Annotated in this window: 22 protein-coding genes and 1 riboswitch; of the genes, 14 read left to right on the forward strand and 8 right to left on the reverse strand. The window is 72.3% G+C overall.

The genetic code is table 11. The features are described from left to right. Positions 1-16: 16 nt before the first annotated feature. From glyA to gcvT, 3 genes are all read right to left on the reverse strand, one after another. On the reverse strand, positions 17-1,276 hold the full coding sequence (gene glyA, locus AB0H53_RS07790) for a serine hydroxymethyltransferase (RefSeq protein ID WP_362108646.1): 1,260 nt from the start codon (positions 1,274-1,276) through the stop codon (positions 17-19). A gap of 25 nt (positions 1,277-1,301) precedes the next feature. Next, on the reverse strand, positions 1,302-1,676 hold the full coding sequence (gene gcvH / locus AB0H53_RS07795; RefSeq protein WP_362108648.1) for a glycine cleavage system protein GcvH: 375 nt from the start codon (positions 1,674-1,676) through the stop codon (positions 1,302-1,304). A gap of 90 nt (positions 1,677-1,766) precedes the next feature. Beyond that, complete coding sequence (gcvT, locus tag AB0H53_RS07800; RefSeq protein ID WP_362108650.1) at positions 1,767-2,882, reverse strand: glycine cleavage system aminomethyltransferase GcvT; 1,116 nt, start codon at positions 2,880-2,882, stop codon at positions 1,767-1,769. A 140-nt stretch (positions 2,883-3,022) separates the two neighbouring features. Beyond that, positions 3,023-3,116, reverse strand: a riboswitch (glycine riboswitch). 168 nt (positions 3,117-3,284) lie between these two features. Here gcvT and AB0H53_RS07805 point away from each other — a divergent pair. The 8 genes from AB0H53_RS07805 to AB0H53_RS07840 all read left to right on the forward strand — a co-directional run bounded on the left by AB0H53_RS07805 (position 3,285) and on the right by AB0H53_RS07840 (position 12,382). Then, positions 3,285-3,956, forward strand: a complete 672-nt coding sequence (locus AB0H53_RS07805) for an AAA family ATPase (RefSeq protein ID WP_362108652.1) — start codon at positions 3,285-3,287, stop codon at positions 3,954-3,956. 71 nt (positions 3,957-4,027) lie between these two features. Next, on the forward strand, positions 4,028-4,777 hold the full coding sequence (locus AB0H53_RS07810) for an enhanced serine sensitivity protein SseB (protein WP_362108654.1): 750 nt from the start codon (positions 4,028-4,030) through the stop codon (positions 4,775-4,777). A gap of 32 nt (positions 4,778-4,809) precedes the next feature. After that, complete coding sequence (locus AB0H53_RS07815; RefSeq protein WP_362108656.1) at positions 4,810-5,634, forward strand: enhanced serine sensitivity protein SseB C-terminal domain-containing protein; 825 nt, start codon at positions 4,810-4,812, stop codon at positions 5,632-5,634. A gap of 314 nt (positions 5,635-5,948) precedes the next feature. Next, a complete protein-coding gene (locus tag AB0H53_RS07820; RefSeq protein ID WP_362108658.1) occupies positions 5,949-6,953 on the forward strand; it encodes an ABC transporter permease in 1,005 nt (334 codons plus the stop codon). A gap of 61 nt (positions 6,954-7,014) precedes the next feature. Beyond that, positions 7,015-8,793 (forward strand): ABC transporter substrate-binding protein, encoded by a 1,779-nt coding sequence (locus tag AB0H53_RS07825; RefSeq protein ID WP_362108660.1) that lies wholly within the window; start codon positions 7,015-7,017, stop codon positions 8,791-8,793. Between the two features lie 135 nt (positions 8,794-8,928). Beyond that, positions 8,929-9,927: an ABC transporter permease gene (locus tag AB0H53_RS07830; protein WP_362108662.1), complete on the forward strand. Its 999-nt coding sequence runs from the start codon at positions 8,929-8,931 to the stop codon at positions 9,925-9,927. After that, the gene (locus AB0H53_RS07835; protein ID WP_362108664.1) at positions 9,924-11,024 is read left to right on the forward strand and encodes an ABC transporter ATP-binding protein; all 1,101 of its coding nucleotides are present in this window, start codon (positions 9,924-9,926) and stop codon (positions 11,022-11,024) included. Before AB0H53_RS07830 ends, AB0H53_RS07835 begins: the two co-directional genes overlap by 4 nt. Next, entirely contained in the window at positions 11,021-12,382 is a 1,362-nt protein-coding gene (locus tag AB0H53_RS07840) for a dipeptide ABC transporter ATP-binding protein (RefSeq protein WP_362108666.1), read from the forward strand. Before AB0H53_RS07835 ends, AB0H53_RS07840 begins: the two co-directional genes overlap by 4 nt. A gap of 370 nt (positions 12,383-12,752) precedes the next feature. Here AB0H53_RS07840 and AB0H53_RS07845 read toward each other — a convergent pair whose 3' ends face one another. After that, entirely contained in the window at positions 12,753-12,983 is a 231-nt protein-coding gene (locus AB0H53_RS07845; protein ID WP_362108668.1) for a hypothetical protein, read from the reverse strand. 97 nt (positions 12,984-13,080) lie between these two features. Here AB0H53_RS07845 and AB0H53_RS07850 point away from each other — a divergent pair, with 97 nt between their 5' ends. Both AB0H53_RS07850 and AB0H53_RS07855 read left to right on the forward strand, forming a co-directional pair. Then, positions 13,081-13,758 carry a trimeric intracellular cation channel family protein gene (locus tag AB0H53_RS07850; protein WP_362108670.1) on the forward strand — a complete coding sequence of 226 codons (678 nt, stop codon included), beginning with the start codon at positions 13,081-13,083 and terminating at the stop codon, positions 13,756-13,758. Between the two features lie 27 nt (positions 13,759-13,785). Beyond that, positions 13,786-14,604, forward strand: coding sequence for a thioesterase family protein (locus tag AB0H53_RS07855; protein ID WP_362108672.1), 819 nt, complete (start codon positions 13,786-13,788; stop codon positions 14,602-14,604). 160 nt (positions 14,605-14,764) lie between these two features. On the opposite strand, the gene AB0H53_RS07860 is transcribed toward AB0H53_RS07855, so the two are convergent. After that, positions 14,765-15,391, reverse strand: coding sequence for a TetR family transcriptional regulator (locus tag AB0H53_RS07860; protein ID WP_362108674.1), 627 nt, complete (start codon positions 15,389-15,391; stop codon positions 14,765-14,767). Positions 15,392-15,518: 127 nt separating this feature from the next. Between AB0H53_RS07860 and AB0H53_RS07865 the strand changes: the two genes are divergently transcribed. The 3 genes from AB0H53_RS07865 to AB0H53_RS07875 all read left to right on the forward strand — a co-directional run bounded on the left by AB0H53_RS07865 (position 15,519) and on the right by AB0H53_RS07875 (position 17,344). Beyond that, positions 15,519-15,683, forward strand: a complete 165-nt coding sequence (locus tag AB0H53_RS07865) for a hypothetical protein (protein ID WP_362108676.1) — start codon at positions 15,519-15,521, stop codon at positions 15,681-15,683. A 117-nt stretch (positions 15,684-15,800) separates the two neighbouring features. Further along, on the forward strand, positions 15,801-16,070 hold the full coding sequence (locus AB0H53_RS07870; protein ID WP_362108678.1) for a DUF4190 domain-containing protein: 270 nt from the start codon (positions 15,801-15,803) through the stop codon (positions 16,068-16,070). Positions 16,071-16,180: 110 nt separating this feature from the next. Next, a complete protein-coding gene (locus AB0H53_RS07875; protein ID WP_362108680.1) occupies positions 16,181-17,344 on the forward strand; it encodes a cysteine desulfurase family protein in 1,164 nt (387 codons plus the stop codon). Here AB0H53_RS07875 and AB0H53_RS07880 read toward each other — a convergent pair. Next, the gene (locus AB0H53_RS07880; RefSeq protein ID WP_362108682.1) at positions 17,337-18,014 is read right to left on the reverse strand and encodes an N-acetylmuramoyl-L-alanine amidase; all 678 of its coding nucleotides are present in this window, start codon (positions 18,012-18,014) and stop codon (positions 17,337-17,339) included. The two genes, AB0H53_RS07875 and AB0H53_RS07880, sit on opposite strands and share 8 nt — an antisense overlap. A gap of 60 nt (positions 18,015-18,074) precedes the next feature. Between AB0H53_RS07880 and mnmA the strand changes: the two genes are divergently transcribed. Further along, positions 18,075-19,211 (forward strand): tRNA 2-thiouridine(34) synthase MnmA, encoded by a 1,137-nt coding sequence (mnmA, locus tag AB0H53_RS07885; protein ID WP_362108684.1) that lies wholly within the window; start codon positions 18,075-18,077, stop codon positions 19,209-19,211. Here mnmA and AB0H53_RS07890 read toward each other — a convergent pair. Continuing rightward, positions 19,127-19,435 carry a hypothetical protein gene (locus AB0H53_RS07890; protein WP_362108686.1) on the reverse strand — a complete coding sequence of 103 codons (309 nt, stop codon included), beginning with the start codon at positions 19,433-19,435 and terminating at the stop codon, positions 19,127-19,129. The genes mnmA and AB0H53_RS07890 overlap by 85 nt on opposite strands. A 238-nt stretch (positions 19,436-19,673) precedes the next feature. Next, positions 19,674-19,997: a DUF427 domain-containing protein gene (locus tag AB0H53_RS07895; protein ID WP_362108688.1), complete on the reverse strand. Its 324-nt coding sequence runs from the start codon at positions 19,995-19,997 to the stop codon at positions 19,674-19,676. Between the last annotated feature and the right edge of the window lie 7 nt (positions 19,998-20,004).

Genomic DNA, 20,004 nt, shown 5'->3' on the forward strand with positions numbered 1-20,004 from the left:
ACGCCCGCCGTAAGGACTACAGACCAGGGTAAAGCGGGTGCTTCGCGGCGAGCGCCGTGACCCGCGCCCGGAGGGCCGCGGCGTCGTAGGACGGCTTCAGCGCCTCGGCGATGACGTCGGCGACCTCGGTGAAGTCCTCCGTGGTGAAACCGCGGGTGGCCAGAGCCGGGGTGCCGATGCGCAGGCCGGAGGTGACCATCGGGGGCCGGGGGTCGTTCGGGATGGCGTTGCGGTTGACCGTGATGCCGACCTCGTGGAGACGGTCCTCGGCCTGCTGGCCGTCCAGCTCGCTGTTGCGCAGGTCGACCAGGACCAGGTGGACGTCGGTGCCCCCGGACAGCACCGAGACGCCGTGCTCGGTGACGTCCGCACGCATCAGGCGCTCGGCCAGGATGCGGGCACCGTCCAGGGTGCGCTGCTGGCGCTCCTTGAACTCCTCCGTCGCGGCGACCTTGAAGGACACCGCCTTGGCGGCGATCACGTGCTCCAGCGGGCCGCCCTGCTGACCGGGGAAGACCGCGGAGTTGATCTTCTTGGCGAGCTCGGCGGTGGACAGGATCACGCCACCGCGCGGGCCGCCCAGCGTCTTGTGCGTCGTGGTGGTGACCACGTGGGCGTGCGGCACCGGGTTGGGGTGCAGCCCGGCCGCGACCAGACCGGCGAAGTGCGCCATGTCGACCATCAGGTACGCGCCGACCTCGTCCGCGATCCGGCGGAAGGCGGCGAAGTCCAGCTGGCGCGGGTAGGCGGACCAGCCGGCCACGATCAGCTTGGGCTTGGACTCCTTGGCCAGGCGCTCGACCTCGGCCATGTCGACCTGCCCGGTGGCGTCGTCCACGTGGTAGGCGACCACGTTGTAGAGCTTGCCGGAGAAGTTGATCTTCATGCCGTGGGTCAGGTGCCCGCCGTGGGCGAGGTTGAGACCCATGATCGTGTCGCCCGGCTTGAGCAGGGCGAACATCGCCGCCGCGTTCGCCTGGGCACCGGAGTGCGGCTGGACGTTGGCGTGCTCGGCGCCGAACAGGGCCTTGATGCGGTCGATGGCGATCTGCTCGACCACGTCGACGTGCTCGCAGCCGCCGTAGTAACGGCGGCCCGGGTAGCCCTCGGCGTACTTGTTGGTCAGGACGGAGCCCTGGGCCTCCATGACCGCGACCGGAGCGAAGTTCTCCGAGGCGATCATTTCCAGGGTGGACTGCTGACGGTGGAGCTCGGCGTCGACGGCGGCGGCGACGTCCGGGTCCAGCTCATGGAGAGGGGTGTTCAGAAGCGACATCGGGCGGTCCCTAAGGGTCTCTTGGTCAGCTGGCGAAGTCGGTGTACTCGTCGGCGGAGAGCAGGTCCTTCGGCTCCTCCGAGACGCGCACCTTGAACAGCCAGCCGCCCTCGAACGGGGCGGTGTTCACCAGCGAGGGGTCGTCCACGACGTCCTGGTTGGCCTCGACGACCTCACCGGTCACCGGGGAGTACAGGTCGCTGACGGACTTGGTCGACTCCAGCTCACCGCAGGTCTCGCCCGCGGTCACCGTGTCACCGACCTCCGGGAGCTGGACGTACACGACGTCGCCGAGGGCGTTCGCCGCGTGCTCCGTGATGCCGACCGTCGAAACGCCGTCCACGGCGTCCGACAGCCACTCGTGCTCCTTGCTGTAGCGCAGCTGCTGGGGGTTGCTCATGACTCGAATTCTCCTGTACGCGGGGCAGTGCTGGGGAACGGGGGAGTTGTGCGGGGCGTCACGTCGGGTGTCACCGCCGTGGACGAAGTGTCACTTCCGGCGCTTGTAGAACGGCAGCGCCACGACCTCGTACGGCTCGTGCGTACCGCGGATGTCCACGCCGACACCTTCGGTGCCCGGCGCGGCGTGCGCCGCGTCCACGTACGCCATGGCGATCGGCCTGCCCAGCGTCGGCGACGGCGCGCCCGAGGTGACCTCGCCGATCACCGCGCCGCCCGCCACCACGGCCATCCCGGCGCGCGGCACCCGGCGGCCCTGGGCGACCAGGCCGACCAGCTTGCGCGGCGGGTCGGCCTCGGCGCGCCCGGCGGCGTCCCGGAGGGCCTCGCGCCCCACGAAGTCACCCTCCTTGTCGAACTTGACCACCCGGCCCAGGCCCGCGTCGAAGGGGGTGAGGGAGGTGGTCAGCTCGTGCCCGTACAGCGGCATGCCGGCCTCCAGGCGCAGGGTGTCGCGGCAGGACAGGCCGCAGGGGATCAGCCCCACCGGCGCGCCGGCCTCGGTGAGCGCCCGCCACAGCTTCTCGGCGTGCCGCGGCTCGACGAACAGCTCGAAGCCGTCCTCACCGGTGTAACCGGTACGGGCGATCAGCGCGGGCACGCCCGCCACGGTGCCCGGCAGCCCGGCGTAGTACCTCAGCCCGTCCAGGTCCGCGTCGGTCAGCGAGGCCAGGATGCCGGGCGACTCGGGGCCCTGGACCGCCAGCAGCGCGTAGGCGTCGCGGTCGTCGCGCACCTCGGCGTCGAAGCCGTCCGCCCGCTCGGTGAGGGCGTCCAGCACGGTCTGCGCGTTGGAGGCGTTGGCGACGACCAGGTACTCGCTCTCGCCCAGCCGGTAGACGATCAGGTCGTCCAGGATCCCGCCGTCCTCCCGGCAGATCATGGTGTAGCGGGCGCGGCCCACGGCCACCCCGCCGATGTTGCCGACCAGCGCGTGGTCCAGGAGGGCGGCGGCCCGCGGGCCGGTGACGGTGATCTCACCCATGTGGGAGAGGTCGAACAGGCCGGCCTTGGTGCGCACGGCGTTGTGCTCGTCGCGCTCGCTGCCGTACCGCAGCGGCATGTCCCAGCCCGCGAAGTCGGTCATGGTCGCGCCCAGCGAACGATGCACGGCATCGAGTGCGGTGAGGCGGGGGGCATTGCTCATGGATATGGCTCCCAGGGCATGGCTCGAAGACGGTCCTCCCCATCTGTCATCGGAACCTGAGAGGTTCACCGTGACCTGGGACGGTCCTCGGCTTGCACCTTGGGTGGAGCCGCGCGCGGCGGCCCGCTTTTCAGATCTGCCTCATCCACGCGGTACGGGGCCTGAGAGATTCAAGGGAGGAACTTGCTCCTTCGGCGCCCGGGGACGGCCCCGGAACTCTCCCGCGCGGATTCAAGCGGCCAGTATGCGGTTGTGGGTGCGCTCGTCGTACGACTGTGCTGCGCTTGGCGCGCACATCATTGCACGTGGGATCTGATCGGCAAATCGCTTGTGCCTCGTTACTGTTTCTTTACACTTCTTGGGCATGGGTCGGGCAAGCCGACCGAGCAGGGGGAGTAACCGATGACGTTGCAGCGGACCGGCGCGTACGCGACAACCGCGGGAGCACCCGCCCCGCCGGACCTGCCCGCGCGCGAACGGCCGGCCGCCACCGCGCCGGCCGCGCCGGTCGTGCGCGACCTGCGCGACCGCGCCGGGCGCGGCCCGCGGGTCCTGTCCTACGCCGCCGGTGACCTGGTGGTCGTCTCGGGGCTGCCCGGCAGCGGCAAGTCCACCCTCATCCGTAAGGCTGCCCAGGGCCGGGGCATCGATTCCCAGGACGCCCGGGAGCGGTGGGAGGCGCTGATGCCGCGCCGCCTGCCGTACGGGGTCTACCGCCCGCTGGTGCGCGCCGCCCACTACTGGGGACTGCGCCGGGCACTGCGGGCCGGCCGCAGCGTCGTCGTCCACGACTGCGGCACCCAGGACTGGGTGCGCCGCTGGCTGGGCCGGGAGGCCCGCCGCCGGGGCACCTCCCTCCACCTGCTGCTGCTGGACGTGGCACCCGGGGTGGCCCGGGAGGGCCAGCGCGAGCGGGGCCGGGGCGTGTCGGGGTACGCCTTCGCCCGGCACCGCCGGGCGGTGCGCCGGCTGGTGCGCGACGCGGAACGGGGCGTGCCGCCGGGGGGCTGCGCCGCCGTGGTGCTGCTGGACCGGCCGGCGGCCGGCACCCTGGCGCGGATCACGTTCGGCTGACCGGCCGACCTGCCCGGCGCCCGCGTTAGGGTGCTGCGGCAAGGACGTGGTGCGCAGGGGAAGGGACACCAGTGGACGCTGCATGGCCGGCCAACGAGCTCGAAGAGGCGCTCGCCGCCTCGCTCGGCAACCCCTCGGCCGGAGCCCGGCTCGTCGAAGTCCTGGGCCGCAGCCACGTCTGGGTGCCGCTGCCGAACGGCGGCGGCCCCGACAGCCCCGACCTCGACCTGCCGACGCTGGAGCTCGACGGCCTGCCGTACGTCCCGGTCTTCAGCTCCGAGCAGCAGTTCCTCGGCTGCGTGGGCGCCCACATGCCGTACACCGTGGCGCCCGCCGTGGAGTTCGCCCGCGGCCTGCCGCCGCAGCTGGGCATCGCCGTGAACCCCGGCGGCGCGGTCGGCGTGCCGCTGCCGCCGCCGGCCGTCGCCGAGCTGTGCCGCTCCGGCCGCACCGTGCTGGACGGTCCGGCCGGCGGCGGCCGGGTGCGGCTGTTCCAGCCGGACTGGCAGGACGACCCGGTGGACTTCCTGACCGCCGCGGCCGAGGAGTTCGACGCCGCCGGCACCGTGCTCACCGCCCGCCGCGCCCTGGCCAGCATCGAGGGCGAGGACCCGGTCCTCTTCGTCGGCGTCCAGCTCTCCTCCTGGGAGGGCGCCGAGCGCGGCGTCGCGATGGACGCGCTCGGCCGGGCGCTCGGCCGGGTCGGCCAGTCGGCCGTGCCCTGGCCGGTCAACCTGGTCCTGCTCGACGTCGCGCAGGACCCGGTGGGCGACTGGATGCTGGAACGGGTGCGGCCCTTCTACCAGCGCGCGCACGCATAAGCTGATCGGGTGGACGGAAGAGGGGGACCCAGGTGAGCACGTCAGGCACCGCCGCCGCCGGCCGGGCTGCCGGGCAGGTCGAGCACCTGCTGCGCCAGGTGACGCCCGGGCGGTACGACACCTACGAGGCACTGCTGCGCGCCCTCGCCGACGGCCAGGTGTGGATGCTGCTCTGGCACGGCCGGGCCGGTTCCCCCGACGCCCAGTACGGCAACGTCGAGCTCGACGGCCTGGGGTACGCGCCGTGCGTCACCTCCGCCCAGGAGCTCGCCGCCTCCGGCTGGAACCGCGCCCACGAGGTGATCCCCGTCCGGGACGTCGCCCGCGCCCTGTACCCCGACCGCTGGGGCATCTGGCTCAACCCGCACGCCCGGGGCGGCGGCGTCGGCATTCCCTGGGCCGACCTGCGCCGGATCGCCACCGGCCTGGACCGGATGCCCGCCGGGCCGCTGCGGCTGTCCGAACCGGCCATCCAGATCCCCCAGTTCTACGCCCTGCTGACCCGGAACGCCCACCGCACCCCGGCGGTCCGCTCACTGCGCCGCGCCTGGGTGCAGCCGGCGCTCGGTTCCCCGTACCTGGCCATCGGACTGGACCTGTACGACACGGGCCAGGCCTCCGTCGACGCGGTGCGGGAGATGATGCGGCAGTCGGTCACGGCCGTGCCCGAGGGGCTGCCCGTCTCGACCGTGGCGATGTCCGACGAGTACGACCCGGTCACCATGTGGCTGCGGGCCAACGCCCGGCCCTTCTACGACCGTGAGGCGCACGCCACGGCGCCGCACGTGCCGGGCCCGGGCGCGGCGGGCACGGCCGCCCCGGGGTACGGCTACCCCCCGCCGCGCGGCGGGTACTGACCCGGCACCCGGTTCCCGGTCCACGAGGGCGGCTTGGCCGCCCTCGTGGCGGTTGCGCGCCCGATGTCCGGTGTGCCGCGGCGTGACCCAACCGCCCCCTGTCCGGCGGGCGTTCAGCGGCGTTCGGATAACGGAACGTCCCTGACAGCATCACGTTTGCGCATCCTTTCCCGGTGAAGGCTGGTAACTCCTCACGACCGCGTTGAAGACTCCCGCACCAGGGGTCGATGCGGCCCGCGTTCGACGGACTGAACAGGCCGCCACAGCGGCAAGTGCGGGCCGGCCACCGCCGGTTGAGAGGGGTCCCGACCACGATGACGGCACCATTGCACGAGCCGACGGCGGAAGCCGTCCCGAGCGCCGCCGAGGAAGCGGCGGGCGTCGCCGGGGGAAAGAAGGTGCAGGGCCGTTCTCCCGGCCGCATCGCCTGGGAGCGGCTCAAACGCGACAGACTCGCCCTCAGCGGCGGTGCCGTGGTGCTGTTCCTGGTCCTCGTGGCCGTCTTCGCGCCACTGATCACCGGCCTGGCCGGCCAGTCGCCCAACGAGCACCACGAGGACCTGATCGACCCGCTCTTCTCGACCCCCGTCGGCTCCTTCGGCGGCATCAGCGGCGAGCACTGGCTCGGAGTCGAACCGGTCAACGGCCGTGACGTCTTCGCCCGCATCGTCTACGGCGCCCAGATATCCCTGCTGGTCGGGTTCCTGTCCGCGGTCGTCGCCGTCGTCCTCGGCACCGTCCTGGGCATCCTCGCCGGCTACTTCGGCGGCTGGGTGGACGCCGCGATCAGCCGGGTGATGGACATGCTGCTGTCGTTCCCGCAGCTGCTGTTCATCATCGCCCTGGTGTCGGTCATGCCCAACAAGCTGCTCGGCCTGGAGGGCACCGGCGTCCGCGTCATGGTGATGATCCTGGTCATCGGCTTCTTCGGCTGGCCCTACATCGGACGTGTGGTGCGCGGCCAGACCCTCTCGCTGCGTGAGCGCGAGTACGTGGAGGCCGCCCGCAGCCTCGGCGCCGGGCGGGGCTACATCCTGGTCAAGGAGCTCATGCCCAACCTGGTCGCGCCGATCATCGTCTACACGACGATGATGATCCCCACCAACATCCTCACGGAGGCGGCGCTCAGCTTCCTCGGCGTGGGCGTCAAGCCGCCCACCGCCTCCTGGGGGGACATGCTCTCCTCCGCGGTGAACTACTTCGACGCCGACCCCACGTACATGGTGATCCCGGGTCTGGCCATCTTCATCACCGTGCTCTCGTTCAACCTCTTCGGCGACGGCGTGCGCGACGCGCTCGACCCGAAGGCCTCGCGCTGAACTGCCGTACCCCAGGGCCCCGTGTCCCCACGGGCCGTTAGACATACGGAGGATCGAGATCGTGACGACCCAAAGCATTTCAGGGCGGCGCAGGCAGGCCCTGGCGGCGGCCGCCGCGGTGGCGGCGCTGCTGACCACGGCGGCATGCAACGGCGGCGGAGGCGACGGCAAGGACAAGAAGGGCGCGGCCGGCTTCGACGCCGCGAACAACAAGGTCGCCAGCCCCTCCACGAAGAAGGGCGGCACCCTGAAGTTCGCCGGTGCCCAGGACGCGGACTCCTGGGACACCACGCGCGGCTACTACGGCTTCGCCTGGAACTTCATGCGCTACTACAGCCGGCAGCTCGTCACCGGCAAGACCGAGCCCGGCCGGGCGGGCACCGAGCTGGTCCCGGACCTGGCGACCGCCCGCGCCGAGATATCGCCGGACAAGAAGACGTACAAGTACACCCTGCGCGACGGCGTCACGTGGGAGGACGGCAAGCCGATCACCTCGCAGGACATCAAGTACGGCATCGAGCGTCAGTGGGCGCAGGACGTGCTCGCCGGCGGCCCGGTCTACCTGCGCGACGTCCTGGACCCCAAGCGCGAGTACCCCGGCCCGTACAAGGACACCGCCAAGGACAAGCTGGGCCTGAAGGCCATCGAGACGCCCGACCCGAAGACCATCGTCTTCAAGCTCCCCTCGCCCAACAGCGACTTCGAGGAGATGCTGGCGCTCACCTCGGCCTCGCCGGTGCGGCAGGACAAGGACACCAAGTCCAAGTACGGCCTGCGGCCCTTCTCCTCCGGGCCCTACAAGTTCGAGTCGTACACGCCCAACAAGTCCCTGGTGCTGGTCCGCAACGAGAACTGGAAGCAGGCCTCCGACCCGGTCCGCAAGGCGCTCCCGGACAAGATCACGCTGACCCTGTTCTCCAACGCCGACGAGATGGACAACCGCCTGCTCAACGGCGACTACCACCTCGACATCAACCAGACCGGCATGTCCCCGCAGGGCCGCATCAAGGCGCTCAAGGCCCACAAGGGCAACCTGGACAACCCGGTCTCCGGTTACATCCGGTACGCGGTCTTCCCGCAGACGGTCAAGCCGTTCGACAACGTCGAGTGCCGCAAGGCCGTGATCTACGGCTCCGACCACAAGTCGCTGCAGACCGCGCGCGGCGGCCCGGTGGCCGGCGGTGACATCGGCACCAACATGCTCCCGCCGTCGGTGCCCGGCTCCGAGGGCCAGAAGTACGACCCGTGGGGCCTGGCGAAGAACGACGGCGCGCCGGACGTCGCCAAGGCCAAGGCCGCGCTGAAGGCGTGCGGCAAGCCGAACGGCTTCAAGACGACCATCGCCGTCCGCAACAACAAGCCGGTCGAGGTCGCCACCGCCGCGTCGCTCCAGGCCTCGCTGAAGAAGGTCGGCATCGAGGTCGAGATCGACAAGTACGACGGCTCGCAGACCTCCGGCATCATCGGCAACCCGTCGGTCGTCAAGAGCAAGAACTACGGCATCATCATCATGGGTTGGGGCCCGGACTTCCCGTCCGTGCAGGGCTACGGGCAGCCGCTGTGGGACAGCAAGTACATCCTGGACAGCGGCAACAACAACTACGCGATGATCAAGGACCCGGCGGTCGACAAGCTCTTCGACGACTACGTCCTGGAACTGGACGAGGCGAAGAAGGAGCAGATCGCCAAGAACATCAACCACAAGGTGACCGAGGGCGCCTACTACCTGCCCTTCGTCTTCGAGAAGTTCGTCAACTGGCGATCCTCCGAGCTGACCAACGTCTACACCACGGACGCGTACAGCGGTCAGTACGACTTCATCAGCCTGGGTCTGAAGTAATCACCACCGGCACACCCGCCACACGGTACGAAAGGCAGGTGAAGGCCGGGGCGGTGTGACCGCGGGCCACCCGGAGCCCCTCGCGTCAGCGGGGCCGGCTCCGGTGGCCCGCGGCCCGCCGCCGGGCCGAGAGCAGTGCTCGCATACCTCATCAGGCGGCTGATGGCCGTCGCAGTGATGCTCGTGGTCATCATCCTGGTGGTCTTCGGCATCTTCTTCCTCATCCCCCAGTGGACCGGCGTCGACCCGGCCACCATGTACGTGGGCAAGCAGTCCGACGCCGCGGCGGTCGAAGCCGTCCGGCAGAAGCTCCAGCTGGGCGAGCCGGTCTACGTCCAGGCCTTCGAGTTCTTCAAGGGCCTGTTCGTGGGGCGGACCTACGCCTCGGGCGGCGACGCCATCGACTGCCCGGCGCCCTGCTTCGGCTACTCCTTCCGCAGCGAGCAGGCCATCTGGCCGGTGCTCACCGACCGCCTGCCGGTGACGCTGACGCTCGCGCTGGGCGCGGCGGTGCTGTGGCTGCTGGCCGGGGTGACCGCCGGTGTGCTCTCGGCGCTCAAGCGGGGCAGCCTGTGGGACCGCTCGGTGATGATGGTCGCCCTCTCGGGCGTCTCGCTGCCGATCTACTTCACCGCGCTGCTCTCGCTGGCGGTCTTCGACTACGGCCTCGGCCTCATCGACGGCCAGTACGTCCCCCTCGAACAGGGCCTCGGCGGCTGGTTCCAGGGCATGCTGCTGCCCTGGGTGACCCTCGCCTTCCTGTACGCGGCGATGTACGCGCGCATCACCCGGGCCACCATGCTGGAGGTGCTGGGCGAGGACTACATCCGTACCGCCCGCGCCAAGGGCCTCAAGGAGCCCGTGGTGATCGGCAAGCACGCCATGCGCTCGACCATGACCCCCATCCTCACCATGCTCGGCATGGACCTCGGCGCGCTGATCGGCGGGGCGATCCTCACCGAGACCGCGTTCAACCTCCCCGGCCTGGGACAGGCCGTCCTCAAGGCGATCGGCGACCGCGACCTGCCGGTGATCGTCGGCGTCACCCTCATCACCTCCCTCGCGGTGATCGTCGCCAATCTCGTCGTGGACCTCCTGTACGCCGCGATCGACCCCCGAGTGAGGCTCGCATGACAGAGCTCAGCAGGACCGGAGCGGTGGCCGGCGAGCCGGTGCCCGCCGGCCCGCCCGCCCCCGCCGCCTTCCTCGACGTACGCGACCTCAGGGTCCACTTCCCGACCGACGACGGCCTGGTGAAGTCCGTCGACGGACTCAGCTTCACGCTGGAGAAGGGCAAGACGCTCGGCATCGTGGGGGAGTCGGGCTCCGGCAAGTCGGTCACCTCGCTCGGCATCATGGGCCTGCACACCGCCGGGCAGTACGGCAAGCGCCGGGCGCGGATCTCCGGCGAGATCTGGCTGGACGGGCAGGAACTGCTGTCCGCCGATCCCGACCGGGTGCGCGAGTTGCGCGGCCGGGAGATGTCCATGATCTTCCAGGACCCGCTGTCCGCGCTGCACCCGTACTACACGATCGGCCAGCAGATCGTGGAGGCGTACCGCATCCACCACGACGTGGACAGGAAGACCGCGCGGCGGCGGGCGGTCGAGATGCTCGACCGGGTGGGCATCCCGCAGCCCGACAAGCGGGTCGACAGCTACCCGCACGAGTTCTCCGGCGGTATGCGCCAGCGCGCGATGATCGCGATGGCGCTGGTCAACAACCCCGAGCTGCTCATAGCCGACGAGCCGACCACCGCCCTGGACGTGACCGTCCAGGCGCAGATCCTCGACCTGATCCGGGACCTGCAGAAGGAGTTCGGCTCGGCGGTCATCGTCATCACCCACGACCTGGGCGTCGTGGCCGAACTCGCCGACGACCTGCTGGTGATGTACGGCGGGCGCTGCGTGGAGCGCGGCCCGGCCGAGAAGGTCTTCTACGAGCCGCGGCACCCCTACACCTGGGGCCTGCTGGGCTCCATGCCGCGCCTGGACCGCGAGCAGACCGAGCGTCTCATCCCGGTCAAGGGCTCCCCGCCCTCGCTGATCAACATCCCGTCCGGCTGCGCGTTCAACCCGCGCTGCCCGTACGCCGACCTGCCCAAGGACGACCTCACCCGCACGGTCCGCCCCGAGCTCGGCGAGGTGGGCACCGGTCACTGGGCCGCCTGTCATCTGACCCGGGAGCAGCGGGACCGTATCTGGACCGAAGAGATTGCGCCGAAGCTGTGAGCGACAACGAGGCAGAGATCCTGCTGAAGGTGACCGGCCTGCAGAAGCACTTCCCCATCCGGAAGGGCCTGCTGAAGCGGCAGACCGGAGCGGTACGGGCCGTCGACGGCATCGACTTCGAGGTCCGCGCGGGGGAGACCCTGGGCGTGGTCGGTGAGTCCGGGTGCGGCAAGTCGACCATGGGCCGGCTGATCACCCGGCTGCTCGAACCGACCGGCGGCACCGTGGAGTTCCAGGGCCGCGACATCACCCACCTGGGTGTGGCCGGCATGCGGCCGCTGCGCCGCGATGTGCAGATGATCTTCCAGGACCCGTACTCCTCACTGAACCCCCGGCACACCATCGGCACCATCGTGGGCGCGCCGTTCCGGCTCCAGGGCGTCAAGCCCGACGGCGGCGTCAAGAAGGAGGTGCAGCGGCTGCTGGAGGTGGTGGGGCTCAACCCGGAGCACTACAACCGCTACCCGCACGAGTTCTCCGGCGGCCAGCGCCAGCGCATCGGCATCGCCCGGGCGCTCGCCCTCAACCCCAGGTTGGTCGTCGCCGACGAGCCGGTCTCGGCGCTGGACGTGTCCATCCAGGCCCAGGTGGTGAACCTGCTTGACGACCTCCAGCAGGAGCTCGGCCTGACGTACGTGATCATCGCCCATGACCTGTCGGTCGTCCGGCACGTCTCGGACCGGATCGCGGTGATGTACCTCGGCAAGATCGTCGAACTGGCGGACCGCAAGGCGCTGTACGAGTCGCCCATGCACCCCTACACCAAGGCCCTGATGTCGGCGGTGCCGATCCCGGACCCCAGGCGGCGTCACGCCAAGAGCGAGCGGATCCTGCTGAAGGGCGACGTGCCGTCGCCGATCTCCCCGCCGAGCGGCTGCCGGTTCCACACCCGGTGCTGGAAGGCGACGGAGATCTGCCGGAACGAGGAACCGCCGCTGCTGGAGCTGCGGCCGGGCAGCCGGGTGGCCTGCCACCACCCGGAGAACGCCCCCGACCAGGCGCCGGGCGAGGAGGTCCTGCCCTCGGCCCGGGAGGCGATCGAGGTGGTGGACGCCACGGCCAAGTCCCAGCAGACCGCCGCGGTCCCCGGTGGGAAGGCGCCGGACCCGGCGGGCACGGGCGGCACCGGCGGTACGGCGGGCGCGGCCGGGGAGGCCGGTACGGCGTCCGGCGGGACGGCCGGTGCGCGGCCGGCCGGCCCGGCACCCGAGGGAGCCGAGGCGGCCACCGGTACGGCGGCTCCGGCCGCGGACCCGGCCGGTACGGCGCCGGCCACCGACGTTCCGGCGGCTCCGGCCGCCGGGGACCGGGACACGGACGGCGCACGGGACGAAGGCGGTACGCCCGGGAAGGCGTGACGCCGGGGCGGGGCGGGCCCGGACAACGGCACCCGCGTCGAGGCGCGGCGGCCTCGGCGGGCGGGCCGCCGGAAGGCGCACGGGCACGCCCCCGCCGGATCGCCCCGGGGCAGCGGCCCGGCGCCGGGGGCGCCGGGAACGCGTCCGCGCCCCCGGGCCCGGGCGCCGCGCGGCGAACGAGCGCCGAACGGCCGGGAAAACATTTCGCGCGAGTGCGTGTACACCGTCCGGAGCGGGGCACCAGAAGCCCGACGAGCTCGGAGCAAGCCCTCCCCCCGGCCCACGCCGAGCCGCCGCGGCCCCGCCGTCACCCCCCCCCAGACGGCGGGGCCGCCCCGTGTCCGCCCTCCGGCGCGTCGCGACCGGCGGGTCAGCCCAGGAGCCGGCCCAGGCTCCCCAGGCCGGCGCCCGAGGTCGGCTCCCCGGCCCGGGTGCCTCCCGTGGCGGAGGCCGGGCCGGGACCCGTGTTCCCGTACTCCTGCACGGAGCCGTTGCCCAGCTGCGTCGCGACATCGCGGTCACCCGTGGCGGTGGCCGCCGGGGCGGACGCGCCGAGCACGGCGGCGGCCATGCCCAGGGTGGCGAGAGCTCTCTTCATCATGGCTGTGTCCTTCTTGATCGACTCGGGGAGTCATCGGGCCCGTCGTCCGGGTTGCCCTGAGTAACCAGTCGAGCCGGTCATGCGTCACGATTGGGCGGTGCTCCAGGATCTGTTCACCCCCTCCGTCCAGCACGCGCTGGACCTCGCCGGCATCTTCGTCTTCGCGATCTCCGGCGCGCTGCTCGCCGTACGCAAGAACTTCGACGTCTTCGGCATGGCCGTCCTCGCCGAGGTCACCGCGCTCGGCGGCGGGCTGTTCCGGGACCTGATCATCGGAGCCGTACCGCCCGCGGCCTTCACGGACCTCGGGTACTTCCTGATGCCGCTGGTCGCGACCGCCCTGGTCTTCTTCCTGCACCCGGTCGTGGAACGCACCCAGGCGGCGGTCAACGTCTTCGACGCCGCGGGGCTGGGGCTCTTCTGCGTGGCCGGCACCACCAAGGCGTACGAATACGGACTGGGGCTCACCTCGTCGGCGACGCTCGGGCTGGCCACCGCCGTCGGCGGCGGTGTCCTGCGCGACGTGCTCGCGAACGAGGTGCCGTCGCTGCTGCGCTGGGACCGCGACCTGTACGCCGTGCCCGCGATGGTCGGCGCGACGATGGTCGCGCTCTGCCTCCGGTTCGAGATGCTGAACCCTTTCACCAGCGCCCTCGCCGCCGTGACGGCGTTCGTGCTGCGCCTGCTCGCGATGCGCTTCCACTGGCGGGCGCCGCGCGCCTGGAACCGCCGGTCGACCACCACGGAGGAGCTCAGCGAGAAAGCTACCGCTTAGTAGTTAGCTGCTGTACGGTTCGGGACCATGGACAGCGAGTTCGACCGCGACACCGCGGTGACCCTCCGCGCGCCCGGCGTCTACGACGCGGAGCTCTCCCCGGGCTGGACGATCATCCACGCCGTCAACGGCGGCTACCTGCTCGCCCTGCTCGGCCGTGCGCTCGGGGAGGCCCTGCCGCACCCCGACCCGTTCGTGGTCTCGGCGCACTACCTGACGCCGTCGGTCCCCGGCCCCGCCGTGGTGCGGACCGAGACCGTCCGCACCGGTCGGACGCTCTCCACCGGCCAGGCGTCCCTCTTCCAGTACGGCGAGGACGGCACCGAGGTCGAGCGCATCCGGATCCTCGCCACCTACGGGGACCTCGACGCCCTGCCCGACGACGTCCGCACCAGCGCCAAGCCCCCCGCCATCCCGCCGCGCGAGCACTGCCTGGGCCCGGCGGACGGCGAGCCGCCGATCCCGGGCTCGGCGGCGATCAGCGAACGCCTCGACATCGGGCTCGACCCGGCGACCGTCGGCTGGGCCGTCGGCGCCCCTTCCGGGAATGGCGAGATGCGCGGCTGGTTCGGGCTGGCCGACGGCCGCGAGCCCGACCCGCTGTCACTGCTGCTGACCGTGGACGCGCTGCCCCCGACCGCCTTCGAGCTCGGCCTGATGGGCTGGACGCCGACCGTCGAACTCACCGCCCACATACGCCGGCGCCCCGAGCCCGGCCCGCTGCGGGTCGCCGTCACCACCCGCAACCTCGCGGGCGGCTTCCTGGAGCAGGACGCCGAGGTCTGGGACAGCGCCGACCGCCTGGTCGCCCAGTCCCGCCAGCTCAACCGCGCCCCGCGCGGCTAGGCCGCGTCCCGCCCCGGTCCGGCGGATCCGGCCCGGGCCGCCGGGCGGGCTCCGGCTCAGGAGGCGGCGCCGGGCGCGTCGCGTGCGCTCCCCGGCGCTGTCCGGCGCCGCCGGCAGTGTCCGGCGCGCGGCGCGACGGCTCCGTCCGGCGCCGCCGGCGTCAGTCCAGCCAGTGGCGCCGGCCGAGGGCGATCAGGCGCAGCCGGCGGCGCGCCGCCAGTGCCACCCGCTCCCGCGCGGCCGCGTCGCCCGGTCCGGCCGCCAGGAAGGCCGAGGCGGCCGACATCATCTGGTCGACGTAGAGGCCGGCGAGCATGAGCAGGTCCTCCCGCTCCCAGCCGTCCGCCTCGGGCCGGGCGGCCAGCTCGTCCGCCACCTCCCGGGTGAAACGGCCGAGTTGGCCGGCGATCGCCTCCCGTACCCGTTGGACACCGCCGTGTTGCTCGCGGGCGATGAAACGGACGTGCGCGGGGTACTCGGAGACGAGCCGGGCGATCAACTCCACGGCTCCGGCGATGCGTTCGTCGCTGTCACCGGTGGTCGCCAGGGTCGTGCGGACCGTGCCGTGGAGGCTGGTCAGGGCCTCGTCGACGAGGGCGGCGCCGAGGTCCGCGATGTCGCTGAAGTGCCGGTAGAACGCGGCCGGGGCGATACCGGCGGCCCGGGTCACCTCGCGCAGGCCCAGGCTGCTGAGACTCTGCTCCTCCAGCAGTCGCAGCGCGGCGTCCAGCAGGGCCCGCCGGGTCTTCCGCTTCTGCACCTGTCTGATTCCGGCGGTGTGACTCATGGCATTCAGTTAACAACCGTTCTCCCGACCCGGCGGTGTGTGGGCGAAAGTGGACTGGGTAGTCAGTGAACAGTTGTACTCCGTAGAACCACGCAAGGAAGAAGTCACGAGAGGAGGGCTGAGAACCATGCTCTTCGTTGTCGCCGCCCTGCTCGTGCTGGGCGTTGTCCTGGGGGCCGTGGCCCATGTGCCCGTGCCCGTCTCCGTCGTCGCGGCCGCCGCCATCGGCGCCTGGCTGCTCGTCTTCGCCGTACGCGAGCGCCACACCACCCGCAAGCGGCAGCAGAACTGACCCGGCCGGGGCCCGCGGCCGTTCCGGGGGCCGTCCGGCAGCCACCCGCCAGGGATCCGACACGGAGATCCGCATGGAGACCCACCCGGAGACCCACCCGGAGGAGGAGTCCTCGTCATGGAGCTCACCGCACCCGCTCGCAGGCGTACCGGTGTCCGGGACGCCGACGGCATGGCCGTCGCCTCGTTCGTCCTGGGACTCGTGGGCCTGCTGGTGATGAACATCATCCTGGGCCCGGCCGCCATCGGGCTGGCCGCCCTGTCCCTGCGCCGGGGCACCGTCCGCAGGGGGCGCGCGCTGCTGGGGCTCGGCCTGGGCGTCGCCGACCTCGTCGTACTGGCCGTCCTGGTCTCCATGGACCACACCTGGTCCTGGGGCATCGGCTGAGACGCCCCGCCCCGCCCCGCCCCGCCCCGCCCCGGCCCCGGGGCCGGGGAGCGGTCGCCGGGCGCCCGCACGGTCCGCGGCCCCCGGCGGGCTCGTAGAATCGGGGCACCATGGCATACCTCGACCACGCCGCGACCACTCCGATGCTCCCGGAGGCGATCGAGGCGATGACCGCCCAGCTCGCCGTCACCGGCAACGCGTCCTCGCTGCACGCCGCCGGCCGCCGGGCCCGCCGAACCGTCGAGGAGGCCCGCGAGACCCTCGCCGACGCCCTCGGGGCGCGCCCCAGCGAGGTCGTGCTCACCTCAGGCGGCACCGAGGCCGACAACCTCGCCGTCAAGGGGCTCTACTGGGCGCGCAGGAACGCCGACCCGCGCCGCGTCCGGGTGCTCGCCAGCCCGGTCGAGCACCACGCCGTCCTCGACGTGGTGCACTGGCTGGCCGACCACGAGGGCGCGACCGTGGAGTACCTGCCCGTCGACGCGTACGGGCGGGTGCACCCCGAGGCGCTGCGCGAAGCCATCGAGCGGGACCCGGCGAGCGTGGCCCTGGCCACCGTGATGTGGGCCAACAACGAGATCGGCACGGTCATGCCGGTGCCGGAACTGGCCGCGGTGGCCCGTGAGTTCGACGTTCCCCTGCACTCCGACGCCGTCCAGGCATTCGGGCAGGTCCCGGTCGGCTTCGCCGACTCCGCCCTCGCGGCCATGACCGTGTCCGGCCACAAGATCGGCGGCCCGTACGGCATCGGTGCCCTGCTCCTGGGCCGCGACCAGAGCCCCGTCCCGGTGCAGCACGGCGGCGGCCAGGAGCGTCACGTCCGCTCCGGCACCCTCGACGTCCCGGCCGTCGCCGCGTTCGCCACCGCGGCGCGGCTCGCCGCCGAGCGCCGTGAGGACTTCGCCCGTGAGATCGGCGCCCTGCGCGACGAGCTGATCGGCGCCGTCCGGGCCGCCGTCCCGGACGCGGTCCTCGGCGGCGACCCGGTGGACCGCCTGCCCGCCAACGCCCACTTCGCCTTCCCCGGCTGCGAGGGCGACTCGCTGCTGCTGCTCCTGGACGCCCAGGGCATCGAGTGCTCCACCGGCTCCGCCTGCACGGCCGGCGTCGCCCAGCCCAGCCATGTCCTGCTGGCCACCGGCACCGACCCGGACCTGGCGCGCGGCACCCTGCGCTTCACGCTCGGCCACACCTCCACGCGCGCGGACGTCGAAGCCGTCGCCGAGGCCATCGGCCCGGCGGTGGAGCGGGCCAGGACGGCCGGCCTCAGCTAGCGGCGGTCGGGGCCCGGCCCGCCCCGCCGGCCGTCGCCGCGCGCCGCACCAGCCTCATGTAGCGGTCCCAGTCCCAGTGCGGGCCGGGGTCGGTGTGGTCGGTGCCCGCCACCTCCACATGGCCGATGATGTGCTCGCGGTCCACCGGTATCCCGTACCGCGCGCATATCCCGGCCGTCAGCCGGGCCGACGAGGCGTACATCGCCGCGGTGAAGTCCTGGGGCCGGTCCACGAACCCCTCGTGCTCGATGCCGATGCTGCGCTCGTTCATGTCCCGGTCGCCCGCGTGGAAGGCCACGTCCAGCTCCCGGATCAGCTGGGCGACGTGCCCGTCCTTGCGCACGACGTAGTGCGTGGCCGCGCCGTGCTCCGGGTCCTTGAAGACCTTCAGCGCCGTCGGGTAGCTGCCCTGGACGACATGGACCACCACCCGGTCGATGGTGAAGTCGGCGGGCCGGTCCGCCCGCCGCCAGTTCGCCCGGTCCGCGGCCGTCCACTCCGCGCCGGGGTGGTCCAGCTCGCCCTCCACCCGCTCCCGCTCCGTGCCCGGCAGCCGCCACCACAGCCGGGCCAGCTCCTCGCGCGCCAGGACCGCCGTGCCGGCCACGGTCGCCGCGCCGCCCACCAGCACCGCGCGCCGGCCGACCCCCCGCTTCCGCTCACTCCCCATGTGATCCTCAACGCCTGCGCCTACGGATCCGGTTCCCGGGGCCCGTACCCTGGTAGGGCTATGACTCAGACTTCCCAGCGCCCTCTCCGTGTGCTCGCCGCCATGTCCGGCGGCGTGGACTCCGCCGTCGCCGCCGCCCGTGCCGCCGAAGCCGGGCACGACGTCACCGGGGTGCACCTGGCCCTGTCCGCGAACCCGCAGTCCTTCCGCACCGGCGCGCGCGGCTGCTGCACCATCGAGGACTCGCGCGACGCGCGGCGGGCGGCCGACGTCATCGGCATCCCCTTCTACGTGTGGGACCTGGCCGAGCGGTTCCGCGAGGACGTGGTCGAGGACTTCGTCGCCGAGTACGAGGCGGGGCGCACGCCCAATCCGTGCCTGCGCTGCAACGAGAAGATCAAGTTCGCCGCGCTGCTGGACAAGGCGCTGGCCCTGGGCTTCGACGCGGTCTGCACCGGCCACTACGCCACGGTCGTCACCCGCGAGGACGGCAGCCGGGAGCTGCACCGCGCCTCGGACATGGCCAAGGACCAGTCGTACGTGCTCGGCGTACTGGACGAGAAGCAGCTCGCCCACGCGATGTTCCCGCTCGGCGACACGCTGACCACCAAGGACGAGATCCGCGCCGAGGCGGAGCGCCGGGGCCTCGCGGTCGCGAAGAAGCCCGACAGCCATGACATCTGCTTCATCGCGGACGGCGACACCCAGGGGTTCCTGGCGTCCCGCCTGGGCAAGGCGGAGGGCGACATCGTCGACGAGTCCGGCGCGAAGCTCGGCAGCCACGAGGGCGCGTACGGCTTCACCATCGGCCAGCGCAAGGGCCTGCGCATCGGTCATCCGGCGCCGGACGGCAAACCCCGCTACGTCCTGGACATCTCGCCCGTGAACAACACCGTCACGGTCGGCCCCGCCGAGGCCCTGGACGTCACCGCGCTCACCGCGATCAAGCCCCGCTGGTGCGGCACGGCCCCCTCGGGCCCCGGCACCTACACGGCCCAGCTCCGCGCCCACGGCGGCGAGACCCCGGTCACGGCGATCCTGGAGGACGGCGAGCTGCGGGTCACGTTCGAGGAGCCCGTCCGGGGCGTGGCCCCCGGCCAGGCGATCGTCCTCTACGACGGCACCCGCGTGGTCGGCTCGGCCACCATCGCCACCACCACGCGCCGCGCGACGGCCGCCACGACGGCCACCGCCTGACCCGACGGCCCCACCGCGTCCCATCCGCCGAAGAACTCCTCCAGCACCGGCGCCGGCACGTGCGGCGCCACCGGGTGGCTCTGGCCCGTCAGCGTGCTGTGGCGCCCGCGCGGAAGGGCGCCGGCCACCGCGCGGGCCGCGTCGCGCGTGCCCACCGGGCTCGCCCCGCCGTCGACGACCAGCGCCGGCGTGGTGACGGCGCCCGGCCGCCCGGCCGGGACCATTCCGTCGAGGTGTACGTGCTGAACCGCGCCACCAGCAGTTCGGCCAGCGGTGCCCCACTGGCGGCGGTGTCCAGTGCCCCGCTCACCAGAACCACCGGCGGCCCGTCCCCGAGCCGCTCGTAGGCGATGGCCGTGCCGTCGGCCGAGGCGACGTGGCCCGCGGTCCCGCTCGGCGTCCTGTCGGTGTTCGCCACGCGTGTGCGGACCGGCGGACGGCGCGGAACTCATCGGTGCCGCGTCACAGGACCTCCGTCTCGTAGAAACAGAGGTGGTTCCTGATCGCGGCGACCTCGGGACGGGGATCCTCGTAGGCCCACACGGCGTCCTCGGCGCCCGCGAGGGACCAGTAGGACGCCGTGCCCTTGAACGGGCAGTGCGTCCGTGTGTCCGACGCCGCCAGCAGCTCCGTCCGTACGTCGTCCGGCGGCAGGTAGTAGCGGTCGGGGCAGCCCGTCTCGCGCAGGACCAGCGGGCGCCGGCTCTCGGCGACCACCTGCCCCCGGTGGACGACGCGCACGTGCTGGGTGCCGGGTTCGACGGTGATGCGGTGTCCTGTGGCCATACCGGGC

This window comes from Streptomyces sp. NPDC050856 (assembly GCF_040653855.1).
In the GTDB taxonomy this organism is placed as follows: domain Bacteria; phylum Actinomycetota; class Actinomycetes; order Streptomycetales; family Streptomycetaceae; genus Streptomyces.